Source organism: Paraburkholderia sp. 40, assembly GCF_050434105.1.
In the GTDB taxonomy this organism is placed as follows: domain Bacteria; phylum Pseudomonadota; class Gammaproteobacteria; order Burkholderiales; family Burkholderiaceae; genus Paraburkholderia; species Paraburkholderia tuberum.
The window spans coordinates 1,631,234-1,648,718 of record NZ_JBNPVY010000002.1 but is presented as its reverse complement, the minus strand read 5'-3'; the positions used below and the strand labels follow the sequence as shown (position 1 = coordinate 1,648,718).

At 64.6% G+C, this 17,485-nt stretch carries 15 protein-coding genes; 5 read left to right on the top strand and 10 right to left on the bottom strand.

All coding sequences use genetic code 11. The annotated features are described in order from the left end of the window. Positions 1-144 precede the first annotated feature (144 nt). The 7 genes from OKW28_RS08935 to OKW28_RS08905 all read right to left on the bottom strand — a co-directional run bounded on the left by OKW28_RS08935 (position 145) and on the right by OKW28_RS08905 (position 6,843). Positions 145-1,746 (bottom strand): peptide chain release factor 3, encoded by a 1,602-nt coding sequence (locus OKW28_RS08935; protein ID WP_429444864.1) that lies wholly within the window; start codon positions 1,744-1,746, stop codon positions 145-147. Between the two features lie 752 nt (positions 1,747-2,498). Beyond that, on the bottom strand, positions 2,499-2,801 hold the full coding sequence (locus tag OKW28_RS08930) for an H-NS family nucleoid-associated regulatory protein (protein WP_184057608.1): 303 nt from the start codon (positions 2,799-2,801) through the stop codon (positions 2,499-2,501). A gap of 125 nt (positions 2,802-2,926) precedes the next feature. Further along, positions 2,927-4,126 (bottom strand): serine hydrolase domain-containing protein, encoded by a 1,200-nt coding sequence (locus OKW28_RS08925; RefSeq protein WP_429446900.1) that lies wholly within the window; start codon positions 4,124-4,126, stop codon positions 2,927-2,929. Positions 4,127-4,269: 143 nt separating this feature from the next. Continuing rightward, the gene (locus tag OKW28_RS08920) at positions 4,270-4,473 is read right to left on the bottom strand and encodes a hypothetical protein (protein WP_429444862.1); all 204 of its coding nucleotides are present in this window, start codon (positions 4,471-4,473) and stop codon (positions 4,270-4,272) included. Positions 4,474-4,496: 23 nt separating this feature from the next. Beyond that, positions 4,497-4,679: a hypothetical protein gene (locus OKW28_RS08915; protein WP_429444860.1), complete on the bottom strand. Its 183-nt coding sequence runs from the start codon at positions 4,677-4,679 to the stop codon at positions 4,497-4,499. A gap of 334 nt (positions 4,680-5,013) precedes the next feature. Then, positions 5,014-5,277, bottom strand: coding sequence for a hypothetical protein (locus tag OKW28_RS08910; protein WP_429444858.1), 264 nt, complete (start codon positions 5,275-5,277; stop codon positions 5,014-5,016). A gap of 99 nt (positions 5,278-5,376) precedes the next feature. Beyond that, positions 5,377-6,843, bottom strand: coding sequence for a sigma-54 interaction domain-containing protein (locus OKW28_RS08905; RefSeq protein WP_429444856.1), 1,467 nt, complete (start codon positions 6,841-6,843; stop codon positions 5,377-5,379). Between the two features lie 327 nt (positions 6,844-7,170). On the opposite strand from OKW28_RS08905, the gene OKW28_RS08900 reads away from it, so the two are divergent. From OKW28_RS08900 to OKW28_RS08885, 4 genes are all read left to right on the top strand, one after another. After that, positions 7,171-8,571 carry a GntP family permease gene (locus OKW28_RS08900; RefSeq protein WP_018424071.1) on the top strand — a complete coding sequence of 467 codons (1,401 nt, stop codon included), beginning with the start codon at positions 7,171-7,173 and terminating at the stop codon, positions 8,569-8,571. 463 nt (positions 8,572-9,034) lie between these two features. Beyond that, positions 9,035-9,286, top strand: coding sequence for a hypothetical protein (locus OKW28_RS08895; RefSeq protein ID WP_008921056.1), 252 nt, complete (start codon positions 9,035-9,037; stop codon positions 9,284-9,286). A 409-nt stretch (positions 9,287-9,695) separates the two neighbouring features. Then, entirely contained in the window at positions 9,696-10,688 is a 993-nt protein-coding gene (locus OKW28_RS08890) for a DedA family protein/thiosulfate sulfurtransferase GlpE (protein ID WP_429444854.1), read from the top strand. Between the two features lie 118 nt (positions 10,689-10,806). Continuing rightward, on the top strand, positions 10,807-12,537 hold the full coding sequence (locus tag OKW28_RS08885; protein ID WP_429444852.1) for an FAD-dependent oxidoreductase: 1,731 nt from the start codon (positions 10,807-10,809) through the stop codon (positions 12,535-12,537). A gap of 110 nt (positions 12,538-12,647) precedes the next feature. Here OKW28_RS08885 and OKW28_RS08880 read toward each other — a convergent pair whose 3' ends face one another. The 3 genes from OKW28_RS08880 to OKW28_RS08870 all read right to left on the bottom strand — a co-directional run bounded on the left by OKW28_RS08880 (position 12,648) and on the right by OKW28_RS08870 (position 16,348). Continuing rightward, on the bottom strand, positions 12,648-12,905 hold the full coding sequence (locus OKW28_RS08880) for a hypothetical protein (RefSeq protein WP_018424067.1): 258 nt from the start codon (positions 12,903-12,905) through the stop codon (positions 12,648-12,650). Between the two features lie 94 nt (positions 12,906-12,999). Beyond that, positions 13,000-15,183, bottom strand: coding sequence for a hypothetical protein (locus tag OKW28_RS08875; RefSeq protein ID WP_429444851.1), 2,184 nt, complete (start codon positions 15,181-15,183; stop codon positions 13,000-13,002). 262 nt (positions 15,184-15,445) lie between these two features. Then, positions 15,446-16,348 carry a DMT family transporter gene (locus OKW28_RS08870; RefSeq protein ID WP_429444850.1) on the bottom strand — a complete coding sequence of 301 codons (903 nt, stop codon included), beginning with the start codon at positions 16,346-16,348 and terminating at the stop codon, positions 15,446-15,448. 227 nt (positions 16,349-16,575) lie between these two features. On the opposite strand from OKW28_RS08870, the gene OKW28_RS08865 reads away from it, so the two are divergent. After that, positions 16,576-17,451 (top strand): helix-turn-helix domain-containing protein, encoded by an 876-nt coding sequence (locus OKW28_RS08865; protein ID WP_429444848.1) that lies wholly within the window; start codon positions 16,576-16,578, stop codon positions 17,449-17,451. Positions 17,452-17,485 lie beyond the last annotated feature (34 nt).

Below are 17,485 nucleotides of genomic sequence, written 5' to 3'. Positions count from 1 at the left end.
TGGAGCCGGCTTCGCGGCGAGGCGGGTGGTTCCGTCAGCATAGGCGAAGTCGCGCGCTGGTGCGGGACGTTGTTGCGGCGGAAAAGTAAAAAGCCGCGTCGAACGACGCGGCTTTTTCGCTTCGAAACCAGCGGACTCGTGGTTTTACATCGCCTTTCTGAACGGCGCCCCCGAGTGCTCGCGCAACTCGTTGAACACGATCTTCGGCCACGCCTTCTGCGCGACTTCGATCTCCGATACGTGCGAGGCCAGATAGGTCGGCGCATCGGACGCATCGAGCGCGATTCGCGCCGAGTACGAGTCGGTGAAGCGGCGCAGTTCGGCCGCATCGTCGCAGGTAACCCAGCGCGACAGCCGGTAACGCGCCGGCGCCATGCGCACGGCGACCTTGTATTCCGTCGACAGACGGTGCGACACCACTTCGAACTGCAGTTGCCCGACCGCGCCGAGAATCATCAGGCCGCCGGCTTCGGGACGGAACACCTGGATCGCGCCTTCCTCGCCGAGCTGCTTCAGCGCTTCGCCGAGCTGCTTCGCGCGCATCGGATCGACCACTTCGACGGTCTGAAAAATTTCCGGCGCGAAGAACGGCAGGCCGACGAACTGCAGCTGCTCGCCTTCGGTCAGCGTATCGCCGAGACTCAGCGTGCCATGGTTCGGAATACCGATGATGTCGCCCGGATACGCCTCGCTCACCGTCTCGCGACGCTGCGACAGGAACGTGACCACGTTGTTTGCGCGGAACGTCTTGTTCGAGCGCGTGACCTTCACCGCCATGCCGCGCTCGAAACGCCCCGAGCACACGCGGATGAACGCGACGCGGTCGCGGTGCGCGAGGTCCATGTTCGCCTGCACCTTGAACACGACGCCGGTGAACTTCGACTCTTCCGGCTGCACCGGACGCTGCACGGTCATGCGCATCGACGGCGGCGGCGCGAGGTCGACCAGCGCGTCGAGAATCTCCTTCACGCCGAAGTTGTTGATCGCCGAACCGAACAGCACCGGCGACTGCTGGCCGGCGAGGAACTGCTCACGGTCGAACTCGGGCGTCGCGCCGCTGATCAGATCGATTTCTTCCTTCGCACGCACCCACGCGTGGCCGAAACGACGCTCGCCTTCCTCGTTGCTCAGCGCCTGCAGCGTTTCGACTGCGCCGCCGGCCGTGTCCTGACCGGCGCGGAACACGCGCACCTGATCGCGCTGGACGTCGTAGACGCCCTGGAAATCCTTGCCCATGCCGATCGGCCATGTGAAAGGGACCGCCGCCACGCCGAGGTGCTGCTCGATCTCGTCGAGCAGTTCGAGCGGCTCGCGCACTTCGCGGTCGAGCTTGTTGATGAACGTGACGATCGGCGTCTTGCGGCTGCGGCAGACTTCCAGCAGCTTCAGCGTCTGCGCTTCGACGCCGTTCGCGCCGTCGATCACCATCACGGCGGCATCGACCGCGGTCAGCACACGGTAGGTGTCCTCGGAGAAGTCTTCGTGGCCCGGCGTGTCGAGCAGGTTGATCACGCAATCGCCGTACTCGAACTGCATCACCGAGCTCGCGACCGAAATGCCGCGTTGCTTTTCGATTTCCATCCAGTCGGACGTCGCGTAGCGGTTGCTCTTGCGGCCCTTCACGGTACCGGCGATCTGGATCGCGCCCGAGAACAGGAGCAGTTTTTCGGTGAGCGTGGTTTTACCCGCGTCCGGGTGGGAAATGACCGCGAACGTGCGGCGGCGTTTGAGTTCGGAGACTGACATCGGGTCTGGCGGTCACGGAAAGGGGTTCAGGCGGTTCCCGGCGGCCGTGGGCGGCCGGTATGCCGCGCGTGGCGCGGCGGCGTCGAGCTGCGAGAATCGGGCGCGGGCCCGGATCGGCCGGCGCTCGCGCCGCGTCCGAAAACGGGTGGCGAACGGGTCACGACCCAGCGTTCGACAATGCGGAAATCGCTGGCGCAAAACGGCGCAAGGTGCGAATGATACACGTCTGGCGCGACGGCCGGGGGAAAGGGCTCCGGCACCGGACGGGGCGACCGCGCGAGCGTCGGCGCGCCGCGCATGCTTCTGGCAAAGGTGAGCGTTTTCGGGACTTACGGCGGCGAATATCGATTTGCGGTCAAAGGTGAGGATCGCGAAGCGCGTGCACGCACCTGCCAGGTCGCGGGCGCCACCAACGTGATGCGCAGGAAAACGGCGATAAAGCTTCGCACCGCTATGAACAGGTTCCGGCTCGACGCCTGGAAACGCCCGCCAGAAAAGGCTGTCGCGGGTTTACGGCGAGCGGCGCGGGGCGGTGCGGCACGATGGCGATTCGCACCCGCGGAGGTGCGTCGCGCGACAAAGCCTGGCTCACCGAAGCATCCCGCGAGGTTCGAATGCATCGGTAAATATCGCCGTGTACGTTCAGGCGTCACGCAAAGGTGAGCGTTTTCGGGACCTTTGCAACGGTGCGGAACGGATCAAACCACGCATCACTTCAGAGAACACGGACGCATCGGCGCCCACGACGAAGCTCAACCTTCGATCAGAAACCGCTCGCGGTTTTTGCCGACGAGCCAGGCCGGCGAGCGCCCACGGCCGCTCCAGGTTTCGCCGGTCTTCGGATTGCGGTACTTGGCGACGGACGTCGTCGTCGACGACTTGCGGCGCGGCTTCGGCGAGGCGCTCGTCAAGCCGAGTTCTTCGGCGGTCAGGTCGTATTCGGCAATCTTCTGCTTGATATCGGCGATAGCTTGCGAGACTTCTTTTTCGCGCGCGGCTGCGACTTCCTTGTGAAGTTTTTCGAGTTGCGCAGTCAGCTGTTTGTAAGAGGCCATGCCGGTGTTCCCCCCTCGGTTGGACGCACTGCGATGAATCGCGATGAATGGTTGGCGGACACTATCAGACGAATAAACCACAGGATAGTGAATCGCGCGGCCGAGCGCATGCGCGGCGGCCCCGCTCAATCGTCGATCGCATCGTAGACGCGGCGTTCGAAGTCGATGGCCATCGGGAAGGGGTCGATCGAGCGGCGCTGGATCAGCATCAGGCCGATCATGTTCTCGACCGGATCGGCGAACCAGCTCGTGCCGTACGCGCCGGGCCAACCGAACGAGCCGAGCGAGCGGTAGCCGAGCGGCAATTGCTGCGCCGGATCATCGACGATCGACAGGCCGAGGCCGAAGCCTTGCCCCGCCCAGATCACATGACCGAAGGCAGGCAGGCGGCGCTGGTCGCGGCTCAGGAAATTGCTGCGCATCAGGTCGACCGAGCGATGCGACAGCAGCCGTGTGTCGCCGACGCGGCCGCGCCCTAGCAGCAGTTGCGCGAATCGCAGATAATCCTCGGCGGTCGAGACCAACCCGCCGCCGCCGCTCTGAAAGCGTCGCGGATTGGCCCAGCGGCTCGCCGCCGCATGATCCTCGACCACACGGCGCCGCGTGCCGGGATCGATGTTGTACGCGGTGGCGAGGCGCGCAAGCTGTGCGTCGGGCACCCAGAACGCGGTGTCGCGCATGCCGAGAGGCGCGAAAATGCGCGTGCGGAAAAACTGCCCAAGAGTCATGCCGCTCACGCGTTCTATCAGCACGCCGAGCACGTCGGTCGCCACGCCGTAGTGCCAGCGCGAGCCGGGCTGGAACATCAGCGGCAACGCGGCGATACGCGCGAGCCACGCGCTGTTGTCGCCGCTCGCCTCGAAGCCGTTGAACGCGGCGGCGTAGGCTTCGCCAAGCGGCCCCGTCGCCGTGAAGTGATACGCGAAACCCGCGCGATGCGTGAGCAGGTCGAGCACCGTAATCGGCGCGCGTACCGGGTCGGTCTGGTCGAGCGGGCCGGTCGGGTCACGCAGCACGCGCGGCGCGGCAAGCTCGGGCAGCCACCGCGAGATGGGCGCATCGAGCGCGAGGCGGTCTTCCTCGATCAGCATCATGATCGCGGCGCTCGTCACCGGCTTCGTCATCGACGCGATGCGAAACAGCGTGTCGCGCTCCATCGGCAATTGCGCGGCTTCGTCGCGTAGGCCCGCCGGCTCGAAGTAGCCGATTTCGCCGCGCCGCCATACGAGCGACACCACCCCCGCCACTTCGCCCCGCTCCACGTAGCCCTGCATGGCGTTGGTCAGCGTCGCGAGCCGGGTCGCGGCAAGTCCTGCAATCTGCATGTTCATCCGGTGTCGGTAAAAGAAAACGTGCGCGCGCCCAGGTCGCTTTGGGCGATCAAACCGAAAGATAAAACCTGTCCGGCGAAAGCGCACACGACGGCTTTCCTAATTGCCGATCCCGATTGGCGGACACAATGATGACATTAGGCTTTCTGCCGTTTTTCCAACGCGCAAAGCGCGGCATCGAGGCGTTTGACGCGGGTTACCTGCGCCGGCACGAGAACCGCGCCGGAAACGTGCTGAAGGCGGTTACGCCAGTAAGACAAAGGAATACGGTCTTCTGCGGAAATATGGGAAATTATGTGCTCAAGATGCTCGATGTCTTTTTCGAGTTGCTGATGATTCATTGCTTTCCCCGGATTTTATTGAATTAGTGTTGAAGCAAAAAAATCGAAAGCATGAAGCCGCGTTGGCCCGCGCGGCCCGACGTAATGCCCGCCAGTAGCGAAAAACCTTCCTGAACTTCTTCTGTGTCGGAAAAAACCGGCAATTTCTGCTCGCCGGGGTTAAATCCCCCACGGTTTAAAAAAAGAATACTGCTGTCAAATTTCACGTTCCGTTGCCTGCCGCACCGACTTCGTTCGACGCCTCGAAGGTCAAGATAAATCGTGGTCCGGGCGCAAAGGATAATCGGTGCGCGGTGACTCAACGTTGTAAAAATGCCGCATGTGGCTTACTTACCCAGTTCGCATGTTAACCGCTTATCGGGCACACATTAGGCGCATGAATTTATGACGGCCATGTGGTAACCGGAATGACACGAGCGTGGTCAGCGAGCGCATCGGGAATCGGCAGGGAATAACTGGGAACAGGTGAAAAAAACCGAAGGCCGCCAACGGATCGGCCAGCCGCGCGCGCCGGCATTGCACCGGCACGGCATCAGGTGCTTACTTCGCGGTCGCGCGGCAGGCGTAGATCAGGCTCAACGTGCCGCCCTCGCTCGACTGGCGCACGACGTCGAATGCGCCATTGCAACTGGCGGCCGCCTGTTGCGAGCACGAGTCGGAACCGACCGGGCATTGCACGAGCGTGGTCGCACGGCCGTCCGGCAGGAACAGCGGCGCGCTGCTGCTGCAACCGCCAAGCGCGACGATCGCGCCGACGGCCAGTATGCCGCGTGAGCGGCGCGCGAAGAAGGAAAGGCATTTCATGGAGACCCCGGTCACGTCTTGTTTTTCGATCTCGCGATTGTGCCACGCTGTTCTCGTGCTGCGTCAGTTGGCGCGGCGCGGCTGGCCGGGCGCGGCGAGTCAAACGTCGATGCCGTGCGCGGCGATCTTCTTGTACAGCGTCGCGCGGCCCATGCCGATCTGTTTCGCAGTGTCAATGACGCGGCCGCCGTTCGCGCGCAACGCGTCGCAGAGAAAGCGCTTTTCGAACGCGGCCATCGCGTCGCTCCACGAGGTGGGTTCGGCGGTGGCGGCCACGTCCACGCTGGCGGCCGCGACAGACGGGGTCCGCGCCGGTGCCACCGCGCCGCCCTGCCCCGAGCCGATGAACGGCGCGAGCACACGCGCATCGATGCGCTCGCTGTCGGACAGCATCACGGCGCGCTCCAATGTGTTGCGCAGTTCGCGCACGTTGCCGGGCCAGTCGTACGCGCACAGCAGGCGCAACGCGTCGTCGTGCAATTCGAAGTGGCTGCCGCCGCCTGCCTGCGCGGCCAACTCCTCGAGCATCGCGTAGGCAAGCGCCTCGATGTCGGACGGACGCGCGCGCAGCGCCGGCGCATGGATCGTCAGCACGTTGAGCCGGTAGAACAGGTCCGCGCGAAAACGCCCGGCCGCGACGAGCGCCGGCAAATCGGCCGATGTCGCCGCGATGATCCGCACATCCGCGCGCACGATCCGATTCGAGCCGAGCGGCTCGAATTCCTTGTCCTGCAGCACGCGCAGCAGCTTGCCCTGCAACGGTAGCGGCATGTCGCCGATCTCGTCGAGAAACAGCGTGCCGCCGTTGGCGAGCTCGAACTTGCCGACCCGCCCCCTGCGATCCGCGCCGGTGTACGCGCCGGGTGCTGCGCCGAAGAACTCGACTTCGAGCAGCGTGTCGGGAATCGCCGCGACGTTGACGCTGACGAGCGGCTTGTGCGCGCGCGCCGAGCCGCCGTGAATCGCATGCGCGAGCAGCTCCTTGCCGGTGCCGGTTTCACCCAGCAGCAGCACCGGCGCTTCGAGTTGCGCCGCGCGCCGCGCCTGGCGCTTCACTTCGAGCGACGCCGCGCTCGTGCCGACGAAGCTGCCGAACGTATAGCGCGCACGGCGCGCCTGCGCAAGCGACTGACGCGTCGCGATCAGTTCCTGCTGCAACCGCGAGTACTGCGAAAAGAGGGGCGACAGCGCTTTCAGCTCGTCGAACAGCGCGAAGCCGACCGCGCCGATCGTCACGCCGGCATCGTCCTTGAGCGGCAGGCGCGTGACGACGAGCGGCTCGCGATCGGTCTCCATGATGTCGAGCAGGATCGGCTTGCCGGTGTTGACGACCTCGCGCATCAGACTGTTTGGAATCACCGCTTCGCAATCCCGGCCGATCGCCTGCTGCGGGTCAGCAAAGCCGAAGCGCGCCGCATACCGCTTGTTGATCCAGACGACGCGCGCCTGCCCATCGACGATGAAGGTGCCTTCGCTGAAGTTTTCGAACGTCCGAAACAGCGAATCCATCGCCCGACGAAGCACGTCGTCATAGGTGGCGGGCAGGCCCGTCCAGTCGGTCAACATGCTGTCGCTGTCTCCGCTTATCGTTTTGATTGCATCAATCTCAATCGGTGGACGAATTTATCTCCAAATTGAGACACACGATAGGCCTTATGCATCATGACTTACCCTGGTTTCAGGTGTTCTTCACCGGATGAAAGTCCCGTTTCGGAGACGCTTGGGTACAATCCGCCAACGATGCCTCGGCCCGCCGCTGCGCGGCCGCGCCATGCGCCACGGCGGGCCAGCAGCAAAACGTCAGGCATGGCATGGAACCTGCGTTCCGACCGCGCCGCGCCGTCGCTCGATAGGGACGGCAAACATGTAGAACAACCAGGCTATGGAGACTCAATGACCTTTCTCATCGTTATCGCCGCGCTGGCGTTTCTGATGTTCGCTGCGTATCGCGGCTACAGCGTGATCCTGTTCGCGCCGATCGCGGCGCTCGCCGCCGTCCTGCTAACCGAACCCGCCGCCGTCGCGCCGGTCTTCACGAGCATCTTCATGGACAAGATGGTCGGCTTCGTGAAGCTGTACTTCCCGGTGTTTCTGCTCGGCGCCGTATTCGGCAAGGTGATCGAGCTGTCGGGCTTCTCGGAGTCCATCGTCGCGGCCGCGATCCGCTATATCGGCCGCTCGCGCGCTAACGCGGTGATCGTCGCGGTGTGCGCGCTGCTCACCTACGGCGGCGTGTCGCTGTTCGTCGTCGTGTTCGCGGTCTATCCGTTCGCGGCCGAGCTGTATCGCCAGAGCAACATTCCGAAGCGGCTGATGCCCGGCGCGATCGCGCTCGGCGCGTTCTCGTTCACGATGGACTCGCTGCCCGGCACGCCGCAGATCCAGAACATCATCCCGACGACGTTCTTCAAGACCACCTCGTGGGCCGCGCCGACGCTCGGCGTGCTCGGCTCGCTGTTCATCATCGTGGTCGGTCTGTCGTATCTGGAATGGCGCCGCCGCGCCGCGATGGCGACCGGCGAGGGTTACGGCACCGACCTCGTCAACGAGCCGGAGCGCGTCGAGTCGAAGCAGCTGCCGCATCCGCTGCTGGCGGTCGCGCCGCTCGTCATGGTCGGCGTCGCGAACTTCCTGCTGACGCGCTGGATTCCGACCTGGTACGGCCCGTCCTTCACGGTCACCCCGGACATCCTGCCGGGGCTGCATGCACCGGTCGAAACGAGCGTCAAGGCTCTCGTGGGGATTTGGGCCGTGCTGGGCGCGCTGCTGCTCGGCATCGTGATGGTCGTCGTGACGGCGTTCAGTCGCGTCAGCCAGCGCTTCGCGGTGGGCACCAAGGCGGCAGTGGCGGGCGCGCTGCTGGCCTCGCTCAACACCGCGTCGGAATATGGCTTCGGCGGTGTGATCGCGGCGCTGCCGGGCTTTCTCGTCGTCAGCAACGCGCTGAAAAGCATTCCGAATCCGCTCGTCAACGCCGCAGTGTCGGTCAGCACGCTGGCGGGCATCACGGGTTCGGCATCGGGGGGTATGAGCATTGCGCTCGCCGCGATGTCGGATACGTTCATCAAGGGTGCGGAAGCCGCGCATATTCCGCTCGAAGTACTGCATCGCGTGGTCGCGATGGCGAGCGGCGGTATGGATACGCTACCGCACAACGGCGCGGTGATTACGCTGCTCGCCGTGACGGGTCTCACGCACCGGCAGTCGTATCGCGACATTTTCGCGGTCACCGTGATCAAGACGCTCGCGGTGTTCTTCGTGATCGCGGTGTATTACGCGACCGGCCTCGTGTGAACGTCGAACCGGAAAACAGTACTTTGATCTGATAGATCCGCATTACTCCCACCTCGACAGCCCGCCAACGAAGCACGAGGATGGAGTCGTCAGCGCCCAATGTTGCAAGGGCAGGCTGACCCGAGTAACAACGGCGTTTAACGGCCCGTCCCTGTCCGGACGGGCTATTTTTTTGCGCGCGCCCAACGCTTCCTAGCCCGCCCCCGCGTCACCCGCATGACAAAACCCGAACGCACGTCGCCCCACCGCGGGGCATGAAAAATGCGTCCGTCGCGACGAGGAGTCGCGTTAAACTGGTTGCTCGCTCCGCAACCGCGAATCCGCTAGCGGCAGCGTCACACTCGACTAAAACCCCGGCGAGACAGAGACAGAGGCAGACGCAACACGGCACGACGACGCGGCAGACGGCACGCCGTCCGCCCCGTACAATGGTTCCATCACCAACGCAACAAGGACAACTTCGATGCGCATCACCGGGTCCTCCGGGTCAATGGCCCTGCTCACCGAATACGACGACGCAACGGCGCGCGAACTTCGCTCGCTGCGCCTCGAATCGACCGAAGACGGCAAGGGCATCCTGCTGATCGAGGTCGATGAGCGCAAGCCGGGCATACATCGCGAAGTGCGCTACGAAATCACGCCCGCGGAGCTGATCGCCGCGATCCGCGCGCATGGCGCCGAGTTGCCGGGCGAGCAGCACAATCATCGTCAATGAAGCAGGCGCGCGGCGGGTGTGACCGTCGCGTGACTCGGCAGCCTCTCGCGCCGGTTGCGTCGCGCTTCGACGCGTCAGCGCGGGATTGTTCGCATTAGGCGCGCCTGCGCGCGTCGCCGTGCTTCCGTTTGTTCCGCTCACGCCGCCAATCCCCGCTTTCCCTACGGGTTTTTGCAAGCGCCTTCGCGCGTCTCGTCGAGCGCGCTTACCCGGCCTTCAGCAACTTGTCACAAGCGGTTGCCACGCTTGTGTATCGAGGCATGCGGCCACATAGGGCGACCTGATCGCAGCCAGAAGACGGGCCGATTTCCGGGCCGGTTGCACGTCTCGAAAATACGTCCATAATCCTTGCATTCCCCTTTGCATTCCTTACCGCGCTGCGCCCGCAAGGGCCGCGGATGTTAAACCGATGCTACATGACCTCGTCGCGCAATATGGACCGGCGCTCGTCTTCCTCAATGTGCTGGCCGCCGCGCTCGGGCTGCCGGTGCCGGCCATGCCGTCGCTCGTGCTGTTCGGCGCGATGGCCGCCATGCACCCCGGCTCGGTCGGCACGCAACTGCTGCCGGTCCTCGTGCTGTCGATCTTCGCGACGCTGATCGGCGACAGCGCGTGGTACGTCGCGGGCCGCATCTACGGCGGCAATACGCTGAAGACGATCTGCCGGCTGTCGCTGTCGCGTGACACCTGCGTGAAAAAGACCGAGCGCTTCTTCGGCCGCTGGGGCGTGCGCGTGCTGGCGATCGCGAAGTTCGTGCCGGGACTGTCGATCGTGTCGATCCCGATGGCCGGCGCGATGGGCACGCGCTACCGCATCTTCCTCACCTATGACGGCGTCGGCGCCGCGCTGTGGTCCGGCACCGGGCTGATCATCGGCGCGCTGTTCGCGCGGCAGATCGACATGCTGTTCGCGATTGCCGGGCGGCTCGGGCGTACGGCGGCGCTCGTCGTCGTCGCGTTGCTGGTGCTGTACGCGGTGTACCGGTGGATCCGGCGCCGTCAGTTGATCGCGAAGCTCGCGTCCGCGCGCATCGAGGTCGACGAACTCGCGAAGCTGTTCGCGGCTGACCGGGCGCCGGTCGTGTTCGACATCCGTTCGGAGGAGAAGCGCAAGCTCGATCCGTTCGTGATCCCCGGCGCGCAATTCGCCGATGAACGGCAACTCGGCGACATCGTCGCCACCTACGCGCACGATCAGAAGCTCGTGATCTACTGCTCCTGCCCGAACGAGATTTCCGCGGCATGGATGGCCAAGCAGCTCAACGAAGCCGGCTTCTCCGACGTGCTGCCGCTGCGCGGCGGCATGGAAGCCTGGCGCGATTCGGGCAAGCCGGTCGACTCGCTGCCCGCGATGCCGCCGCCGGAAGTCGCGGTCGACGACATCGCGCCCAAAGCCGTTTAGCCGTAATCAGCGACGGCATCGTCCGCCTGACGCGCGCGGCACGGCTCGTCCCGGCGTGCGAGCGCGCATCGCGTTGCCTCGCGTTCAATCGTGCAATGAATATCGAAGGAGCGGTTCAATGCTTTCGACTCAGGACGTTTCGACTCAAGAAGTGGAAGGACAGCAGGGGGTCGTCGCCGACGCGCCGTTTTCGTCGCTATCGACGCGCATGCACCAGATGTTTCCGCAGCTCAGTTGCGCCGAGATCGACCGGCTGCGCCGCTTCGGCGAGATCGGTCACTGGAAGTCCGGCGAACTGCTGTTCGAGACCGGGCACACCGGGCCCGGCATGTTCGTGCTGCTCGAAGGACGCGTGAAGGTCTATCAGCGTGACGGCATCGGCCGAGAAGTCTTGATCGGCGAGCACGGCGCCGGGCATTTTCTGGCCGAGGTCGGGCAGCTGTCGGGCAAGCCCGCGCTCGTGAACGGCCTCGCGATCAGCGCCGTCGAAGCGCTGCTGATTCCGCCCGAGCGCCTGCGCGCGCTGATCGTCGCCGAAGCGGAACTCGGGGAGCGCATCATGCGCGCGCTGATTCTGCGGCGCGTGTCGCTGATCGAAAAGGGCGCGGGCGGGCCAATCCTGATCGGCAATAGCAGCGACGCACGGCTCGTGACGCTGCAAGGCTTCCTGTCGCGCAACGGCCATCCGCATTCCGTGATCGACGAACGCGACGAAGACGCGCTGCGTCTGATCGAGCAGTTCGCCGCGCAGCGCGAGGACCTGCCGCTCGTGATCTGCCCGGACGGCTCGGTGCTGCGTCATCCGAGCATGCCGGAGCTTGCCACTCGCTTAGGTATGCTGCCCGATCTCGACGACACGTACGTGTACGACGTCGCGATCGTCGGCGCGGGGCCGGCGGGACTTGCCGCCGCGGTGTACGCGGCCTCCGAAGGACTTTCGGTGATCGTGCTCGACAGCCGCGGGCCGGGCGGCCAGGCGGGCGCGAGCTCGCGCATCGAAAACTACCTCGGCTTTCCGACCGGCATCTCGGGCCAGGCGCTCGCCGGCCGCGCGTTCGTGCAGGCGCAGAAGTTCGGCGCGCACGTTGCGATCCCAGTCAACGTGAAAGCGCTGCATTGCGGGCAGTCGCCGTATCGGCTCGAGCTGAAATGCGGCGGCCACATCAGCGCGCAGGCGATCGTGATCGCGAGCGGCGCCGTGTACCGGCGCCCGGCGCTCGACGGGCTCGAGCGCTTCGACGGACGCGGCGTCTACTACTGGGCGTCGCCGGTCGAGGCGAAGCTGTGCAAGCGCCAGGAGGTCGTGCTGGTTGGCGGCGGCAATTCGGCCGGCCAGGCGATCGTCTATCTGGCGACGCACGCGGCCAAGGTTCACGTACTGATCCGCCGCAGCGGTTTCGAGGCGACGATGTCGCGCTATCTGATCGACCGCATCCGCTCGCTGCCGAACGTGTTCGTGCATCCGAATTCCGAAGTCGGCCGGCTCGAAGGCGATGAGGACGGGCTCGTGTCGGTCGCGCTGAAGCGGCCGCTGCCCGACGGCGTCGATCACTTCGACACCCGGCATCTGTTTCTGTTCACCGGCGCGGACCCGAACACTGAATGGCTGCGTACCTGCGGCGTGCAGCTCGACGCGAAAGGCTTCGTGCTGACCGGCATCAGCGCGCATGGCTCGGCCACCGCGTGCGATCTCGGGACCACGGTCGAAGGAGTCTATGCGATCGGCGATGCGCGTGCCGGTTCGACGAAACGCGTGGCCGCGGCGGTCGGCGAAGGCGCGGCCGTGGTCGCGCAGATTCACCAGTTGCTGGCGCAGACGAGCGGTGCAGAGGTGGCGCTCGGGGCGTGAGCCTCAGAGAGCATGAAAAAAAAGCACACGGTGAGTTACACAGTGCGCTTTTGTATAACAGACGGCACGATGGCTTGCGCCGGAGCGGACCCGCGTGTTCAGCAGTCCACTCAGCGGTCCAACTTCGCGCGCAACTCGCGCGCGGCCTCCAGCAATCCTTCGTAACCCGAACGCGCGTGCTCCGGCAGATCGGGATCGCCGACCAGCGCACCAAGCGTTTCGATCAGACTGTACACAATGCCTTTCGCGGCGCCCGACGCAATGCCGCCTGACGACACCTGCTGATCGACGTGACTGAGCGCCGCGTCGAGCTGCTCGATCTCGGGACGATCGTCGGAGGGCGGCTTGGGAGAAACGTCTTGCGTCATGATCGAACATCGCTCCATTGAGTGCATCGGTAAAGTTGTTATATACCGATCGTGCGCCGCCGTCTATTCGTGTTCGGCGCGACAGCGATCCACGTCAAGGCGTCCAGCGATACATCAGCAGCTTCGCGCGCGCGTCGTCTTCGACCAGCACCACGTACTCGCCGTTATCGCGCTGCACCGCGCTGATGCCGAGATACACGTCGACCCAGCCGCTCGTGCCGCCGACGCTCGCGCCCGGCGTCATGTAACCGACCGCAGTGCCGTTGCGCGCGTCGTAGACGTCGATGCGATCGGTGTACAGCTCGGCAACGAAGATATAGTTGCCCGCCACCGCGACGCCGACCGTGGTGGTCTGCGGATCGCTTTGCGTGTTCCACGGCAGCGAGACCGTGTATGTCAGCGTCGGGTTGCCGCTGCTCCAGTTGTCGTAGCGGGCCAGCACCGGACCCGCTTCCTTCCAGTGCGTCGGGTCCCACGGAATCGCACTCGTGAAACCGGACAGATACATCGTGTCGGTCGCTGCGACGTAGACGAGCCGCGCGAGCCGCGTGAATGGCGCGGGCATCGCGAACATCTTCGCACTCGCGTACGTGTAGATCGGATTGCCGGCGGAGTCGAGACCTTGCAGCGGCATCTCGCGCACGCCGCTCAATGGCGTGACAAGCCACACGTTGCCGGGTTCGTCGACCCACCAGAAGCCGTCGCCGACCGTGCTGCCGGTCGACGGATTGCCGCTGATCTCGCTCGCGTCGACGGCGCCATTGCCATTGCTGTCGCGCCACAGCCATTCGCCGTACGTCGGTTGCGCGGCGGGCCATGCGCCGGGCAGCGGATTCTGCGCGAGCATCCCCGACGGTATCGCGATCTCGCCATGCGCGGCGTCGAAGCGATAGATGTTCAGATAGTGCGCGCCCGGATCGAGCGTATAGAGAAAGCGCTGGCCATCGAATCTGCGCACCATCGGTTCGCCACGCACGCCGCGCGGCTCGTGAAACGCGGGATCGTCGGGGTAGTCGAAGCGATCGAGCGTGAACGCCGCATACGACCATTCGTGGCCGACCGGCTGCTTGTAATCGAGCGTGAAGCGCTTCGAACCCGTGTAGATGGAAGCGGGCGTGGCCGGGTCGAACGCGCCGCTATCGACGAAGCTCAGACCGTAGAGCCGCCAGTTGAGCACGCGCCTGCCGTACACGTAGCTCTCCAGCACTGCGCCCTGCCCTACGGATGCCGAGCCCAGCGCGCGCGGTCCCTCGCCGTTTTGCGCGACGTACAGATTGCCGGCCGCGTCGACGCCGATGCCGGTGATGCCGTTGAAACGCATATCGCCGGGCACGCCGCGCACCGGGTGGAAAATGCCGTTGCGCGTGCCGATCGACGTGCCCGCCTGCATCTGGCCGCCAGCGCCCTTGTTGAACATGAGGATCTGCTGCGAAACGCCGTTGTCGGCGACCAGCAGTTGGCCGGATGGCGTCACTGTGAGGTCGCTCGGCACGGTGCCGGCGGGCAGTGTCAATGGACCGGCGAGCGCGGTGCCGTCGGCGCGGTAGTGCAGGATGCTCAGATTGCCCGTGCCGAAGCCGCTGATGATCCACAGCGTCGAGTCGGTGTCGATCGCGATGCGGGCCGGCGACACGACGCTCCACGAACGCAGCGGCTGCATGGACTGCGCGTCGTACACGGCGATCCGGTTACCGTACGTGTCGGCCACGTAGAGCTCGCTGTCGGTTGCGGCGAGGCCGCGAATGCTCGCGTCGGTGCCAGTCTTCACCGTATCGACCGCGACGAAACTGTTCTTCGTCGCGTTCGCGCTATTGCCGATGCCGCCGGAAAACGGCGCGCCGGTCGCGAGATTCGCAAGCGTGCGTCGCGTGATGCCGTACCAGGTCTGATTGGCCGGCGGATAGTCGGCGCCGACCAGCGCATTGTTCTCGTTGCCGATCGACATCGCCGCGTACAGGTACGTGTGGTTCACCGTCACCGCGTCGCCGCCGGCCGCGCCCCAGCCATGCGTCGAACCGGCGACCGCGAGCTTGTCGCCCCCCTGATAGGCGGCGATTTCACTGCCGCTTTCGTCCCACGGCGCATTCGTATAAACGGTGCCATTGGCGCCGACGCTAATGGCCTGAATATCCTGCTGCATCCATTTGCCGTCGCCAAATCCGAAACTATTACCGATCCATGAGGTCGTGTAATTCAATTGGGATTGCGCGGAAACATTCGGCGAGATCAGGCTGTGGATTAACACCACGGCCAAGCCAAGGCGGGAGAAAGGCTTCACGGCAGTCGGTCCTTGCGAGGCGCGAGACGCGCGCATCAGATTTGGCGTTTTATCCTCTCATATAAAAATAGTAAATTTATTGATGAAAAAATGATAATTGAATGCCGATTCATCCAATTCATTCCATTTGCATCGAATCATGTTTCCGACACAATCTTTCCTTCGCGAAACCGGTAAAAACCGGTTCCCGTAAAGACTCACCGATCAGAGATTCAGTCGCTTTTTCTGCTCCTGTAAATCCTCACCTCGAGCGAGACGCTCATCATGTCCGCGCCGCCCGGAGACGCTCGAAAATCCGCCGCGTCAGATCGAACGCCACCAGATTGCCGGCCACCACGAGCATTAGACCGACCACCGCGAGCGCTGACCACCGATATCCCTCGAACAGCGTCGATGCCGCGAGCGCGACGATCGGAAACAGCACCGTGCAATAGGCGGCCCGCTCCGGGCCCATACGGCCGACGAGCATCAAGTACGCCGTAAAGCCGATCACCGAGCCGAACACCGCGAGATACGCGAGCGCACCGAGATAGCGCGCTGACGGTTCCACCGCGAATGAATAGCCGGCGAACAGACTTCCGAGCGTCAGGACCGCCGCACCGATCAGCATCGCCCAGCTGTTGGTCGCGAACGGATGCAGGCCCATCGACTGCATGCGGCTCGACAGCAGGTTGCCGGCCGAGAAGCACAGCGTGCCGAGAAACGCGACGCCGAGCCCGAGCCATGCGGTGTGATCGCCGAGATGCCCGGCCATCTGCTGCACGAACAGACAGACAATGCCGACGAGCCCGAGCAACGCACCCGCAATCGCGCTCGGCTGCAGAGGCCGGCCCATGAACAGCCGCCCGTTGATCGAGTTCAGCAGCGGCGCGGTCGAGAACACCACCGCGACGAGCCCGCTCGGCACGAGCTGTTCGGCGTAGTAGAAGCACAGGAAATTCAGGCAGAACAGCGCGAGACCCTGCGCGGCGAGGTAGCGCCAGGCGTCGCGCGGCGGCCAGATCGGGCGGCGCATGATGCGCGCCAGTGCGAACATCAGCAGCGCGGCGATCCAGAAACGCCACGCAATCGATACCGGTGGCGGCACCGCGCCGAGTTGCCATTTGATTGCGATCCACGTGGTGCCCCAGATCAGCACGGTGATGGCATAAAGGAGGAGATTCATGGTCGGGCCTCAGACTGCAATGACGGACTGCGATGACGCGCAGAAAGCCCGACTATGGAACCGCGCCGCCGCCCGCAATTGTCCAAAATTGCGCACTTTTTCGCGCCGATGCGCAGGCTGACGGGACGCGCCGTATACTTGCCGCTCAACCAGCACCCTACACCGGAAAACCTCCGCGCGCAGCCGTGAACCCCACCCCGTCCGTCCCCGTGATATCCACCGCCGGCATGCCTTTTGGCCTGCAGTCGGTCTGTCACACGCTCGCCAGTGCGAACGCGCATCTGGACCGCTTCGCGTGGCTCGGCGACGGACTCGCGATCGCGCTATGGACTCGCGACACGAAGGAGGACGAGACCGTCTACGACCGGCCAGGCCATCACACGCTGTCGTGCTATCTGGACGGCGGCTATCGCACCGAGCGCCAGAAAATGCCGGGCCACTACGGCGCACCGTCGCGGCTGTGCGCACTGCCCGGCGATCACGAATCGCGCTGGTGGGTGCGCGGCCACATGCACTTCATGCATCTGTACTTCCTGCCCGAGCATTTCACGCGACGCGCGGTGCAGGAGCTCGACCGCGAACCGCGCGAACTGACGCTCGCCGATCGCACCTATTTCGAGGACCCGCGCATTGCGAGTCTGTGTCAGTCGCTCGTCAACGAGGAGTGGGAAAGTCCCGACGGTCTGCTGCGCACCAACGAGACCGCGCACGAAGTGCTGAGCCTGCTATTGCGCGGCCAAGGCGTACGGCGCGCGAACGTGGCGCTGAAAGGCGGGCTGTCGGCCGCGACGCGGCGCCGCCTGCGCGACTATATCGACATTCATCTTGCGCAGCCGTTGACGCTCGGGGAGTTGTCGGGTGTCGCGGCGCTGTCGGAGTTTCATCTTGCGCGGATGTTTCGCGAGTCGTTCGGGTTGCCGCCCGCCGCCTGGATCGCGCGGCAGCGGCTCGATCGCGCGCGCACGCTGCTGCGCACGACGACGTTGCCGCTCGCGCAGATCGCCGGGCAGTGTGGCTATGCAAATGCGAGTCACTTTAGTCACCGGTTTCGCGAGGCTGTCGGGGTAACGCCGAGTGGGTTCCGGCAGGCTATCGGTGTTTGAGATTCGCGTTTGAGATTCGCGTTTGAGTTTCGCT

What these genes read in the sequence shown, in the direction of transcription:
- OKW28_RS08920 (WP_429444862.1), bottom strand. Translation starts at nt 4,473, where the DNA reads ATGAATCATCAGCAACTCGAAAAAGACATCGAGCATCTTGAGCACATA.
- OKW28_RS08865 (WP_429444848.1), top strand. Translation starts at nt 16,576, where the DNA reads ATGCCTTTTGGCCTGCAGTCGGTCTGTCACACGCTCGCCAGTGCGAAC.
- OKW28_RS08890 (WP_429444854.1), top strand. Translation starts at nt 9,696, where the DNA reads ATGCTACATGACCTCGTCGCGCAATATGGACCGGCGCTCGTCTTCCTC.
- OKW28_RS08895 (WP_008921056.1), top strand. Translation starts at nt 9,035, where the DNA reads ATGCGCATCACCGGGTCCTCCGGGTCAATGGCCCTGCTCACCGAATAC.
- OKW28_RS08870 (WP_429444850.1), bottom strand. Translation starts at nt 16,348, where the DNA reads ATGAATCTCCTCCTTTATGCCATCACCGTGCTGATCTGGGGCACCACG.
- OKW28_RS08925 (WP_429446900.1), bottom strand. Translation starts at nt 4,126, where the DNA reads ATGCAGATTGCAGGACTTGCCGCGACCCGGCTCGCGACGCTGACCAAC.
- OKW28_RS08935 (WP_429444864.1), bottom strand. Translation starts at nt 1,746, where the DNA reads ATGTCAGTCTCCGAACTCAAACGCCGCCGCACGTTCGCGGTCATTTCC.
- OKW28_RS08880 (WP_018424067.1), bottom strand. Translation starts at nt 12,905, where the DNA reads ATGACGCAAGACGTTTCTCCCAAGCCGCCCTCCGACGATCGTCCCGAG.
- OKW28_RS08905 (WP_429444856.1), bottom strand. Translation starts at nt 6,843, where the DNA reads ATGTTGACCGACTGGACGGGCCTGCCCGCCACCTATGACGACGTGCTT.
- OKW28_RS08910 (WP_429444858.1), bottom strand. Translation starts at nt 5,277, where the DNA reads ATGAAATGCCTTTCCTTCTTCGCGCGCCGCTCACGCGGCATACTGGCC.
- OKW28_RS08900 (WP_018424071.1), top strand. Translation starts at nt 7,171, where the DNA reads ATGACCTTTCTCATCGTTATCGCCGCGCTGGCGTTTCTGATGTTCGCT.
- OKW28_RS08930 (WP_184057608.1), bottom strand. Translation starts at nt 2,801, where the DNA reads ATGGCCTCTTACAAACAGCTGACTGCGCAACTCGAAAAACTTCACAAG.
- OKW28_RS08885 (WP_429444852.1), top strand. Translation starts at nt 10,807, where the DNA reads ATGCTTTCGACTCAGGACGTTTCGACTCAAGAAGTGGAAGGACAGCAG.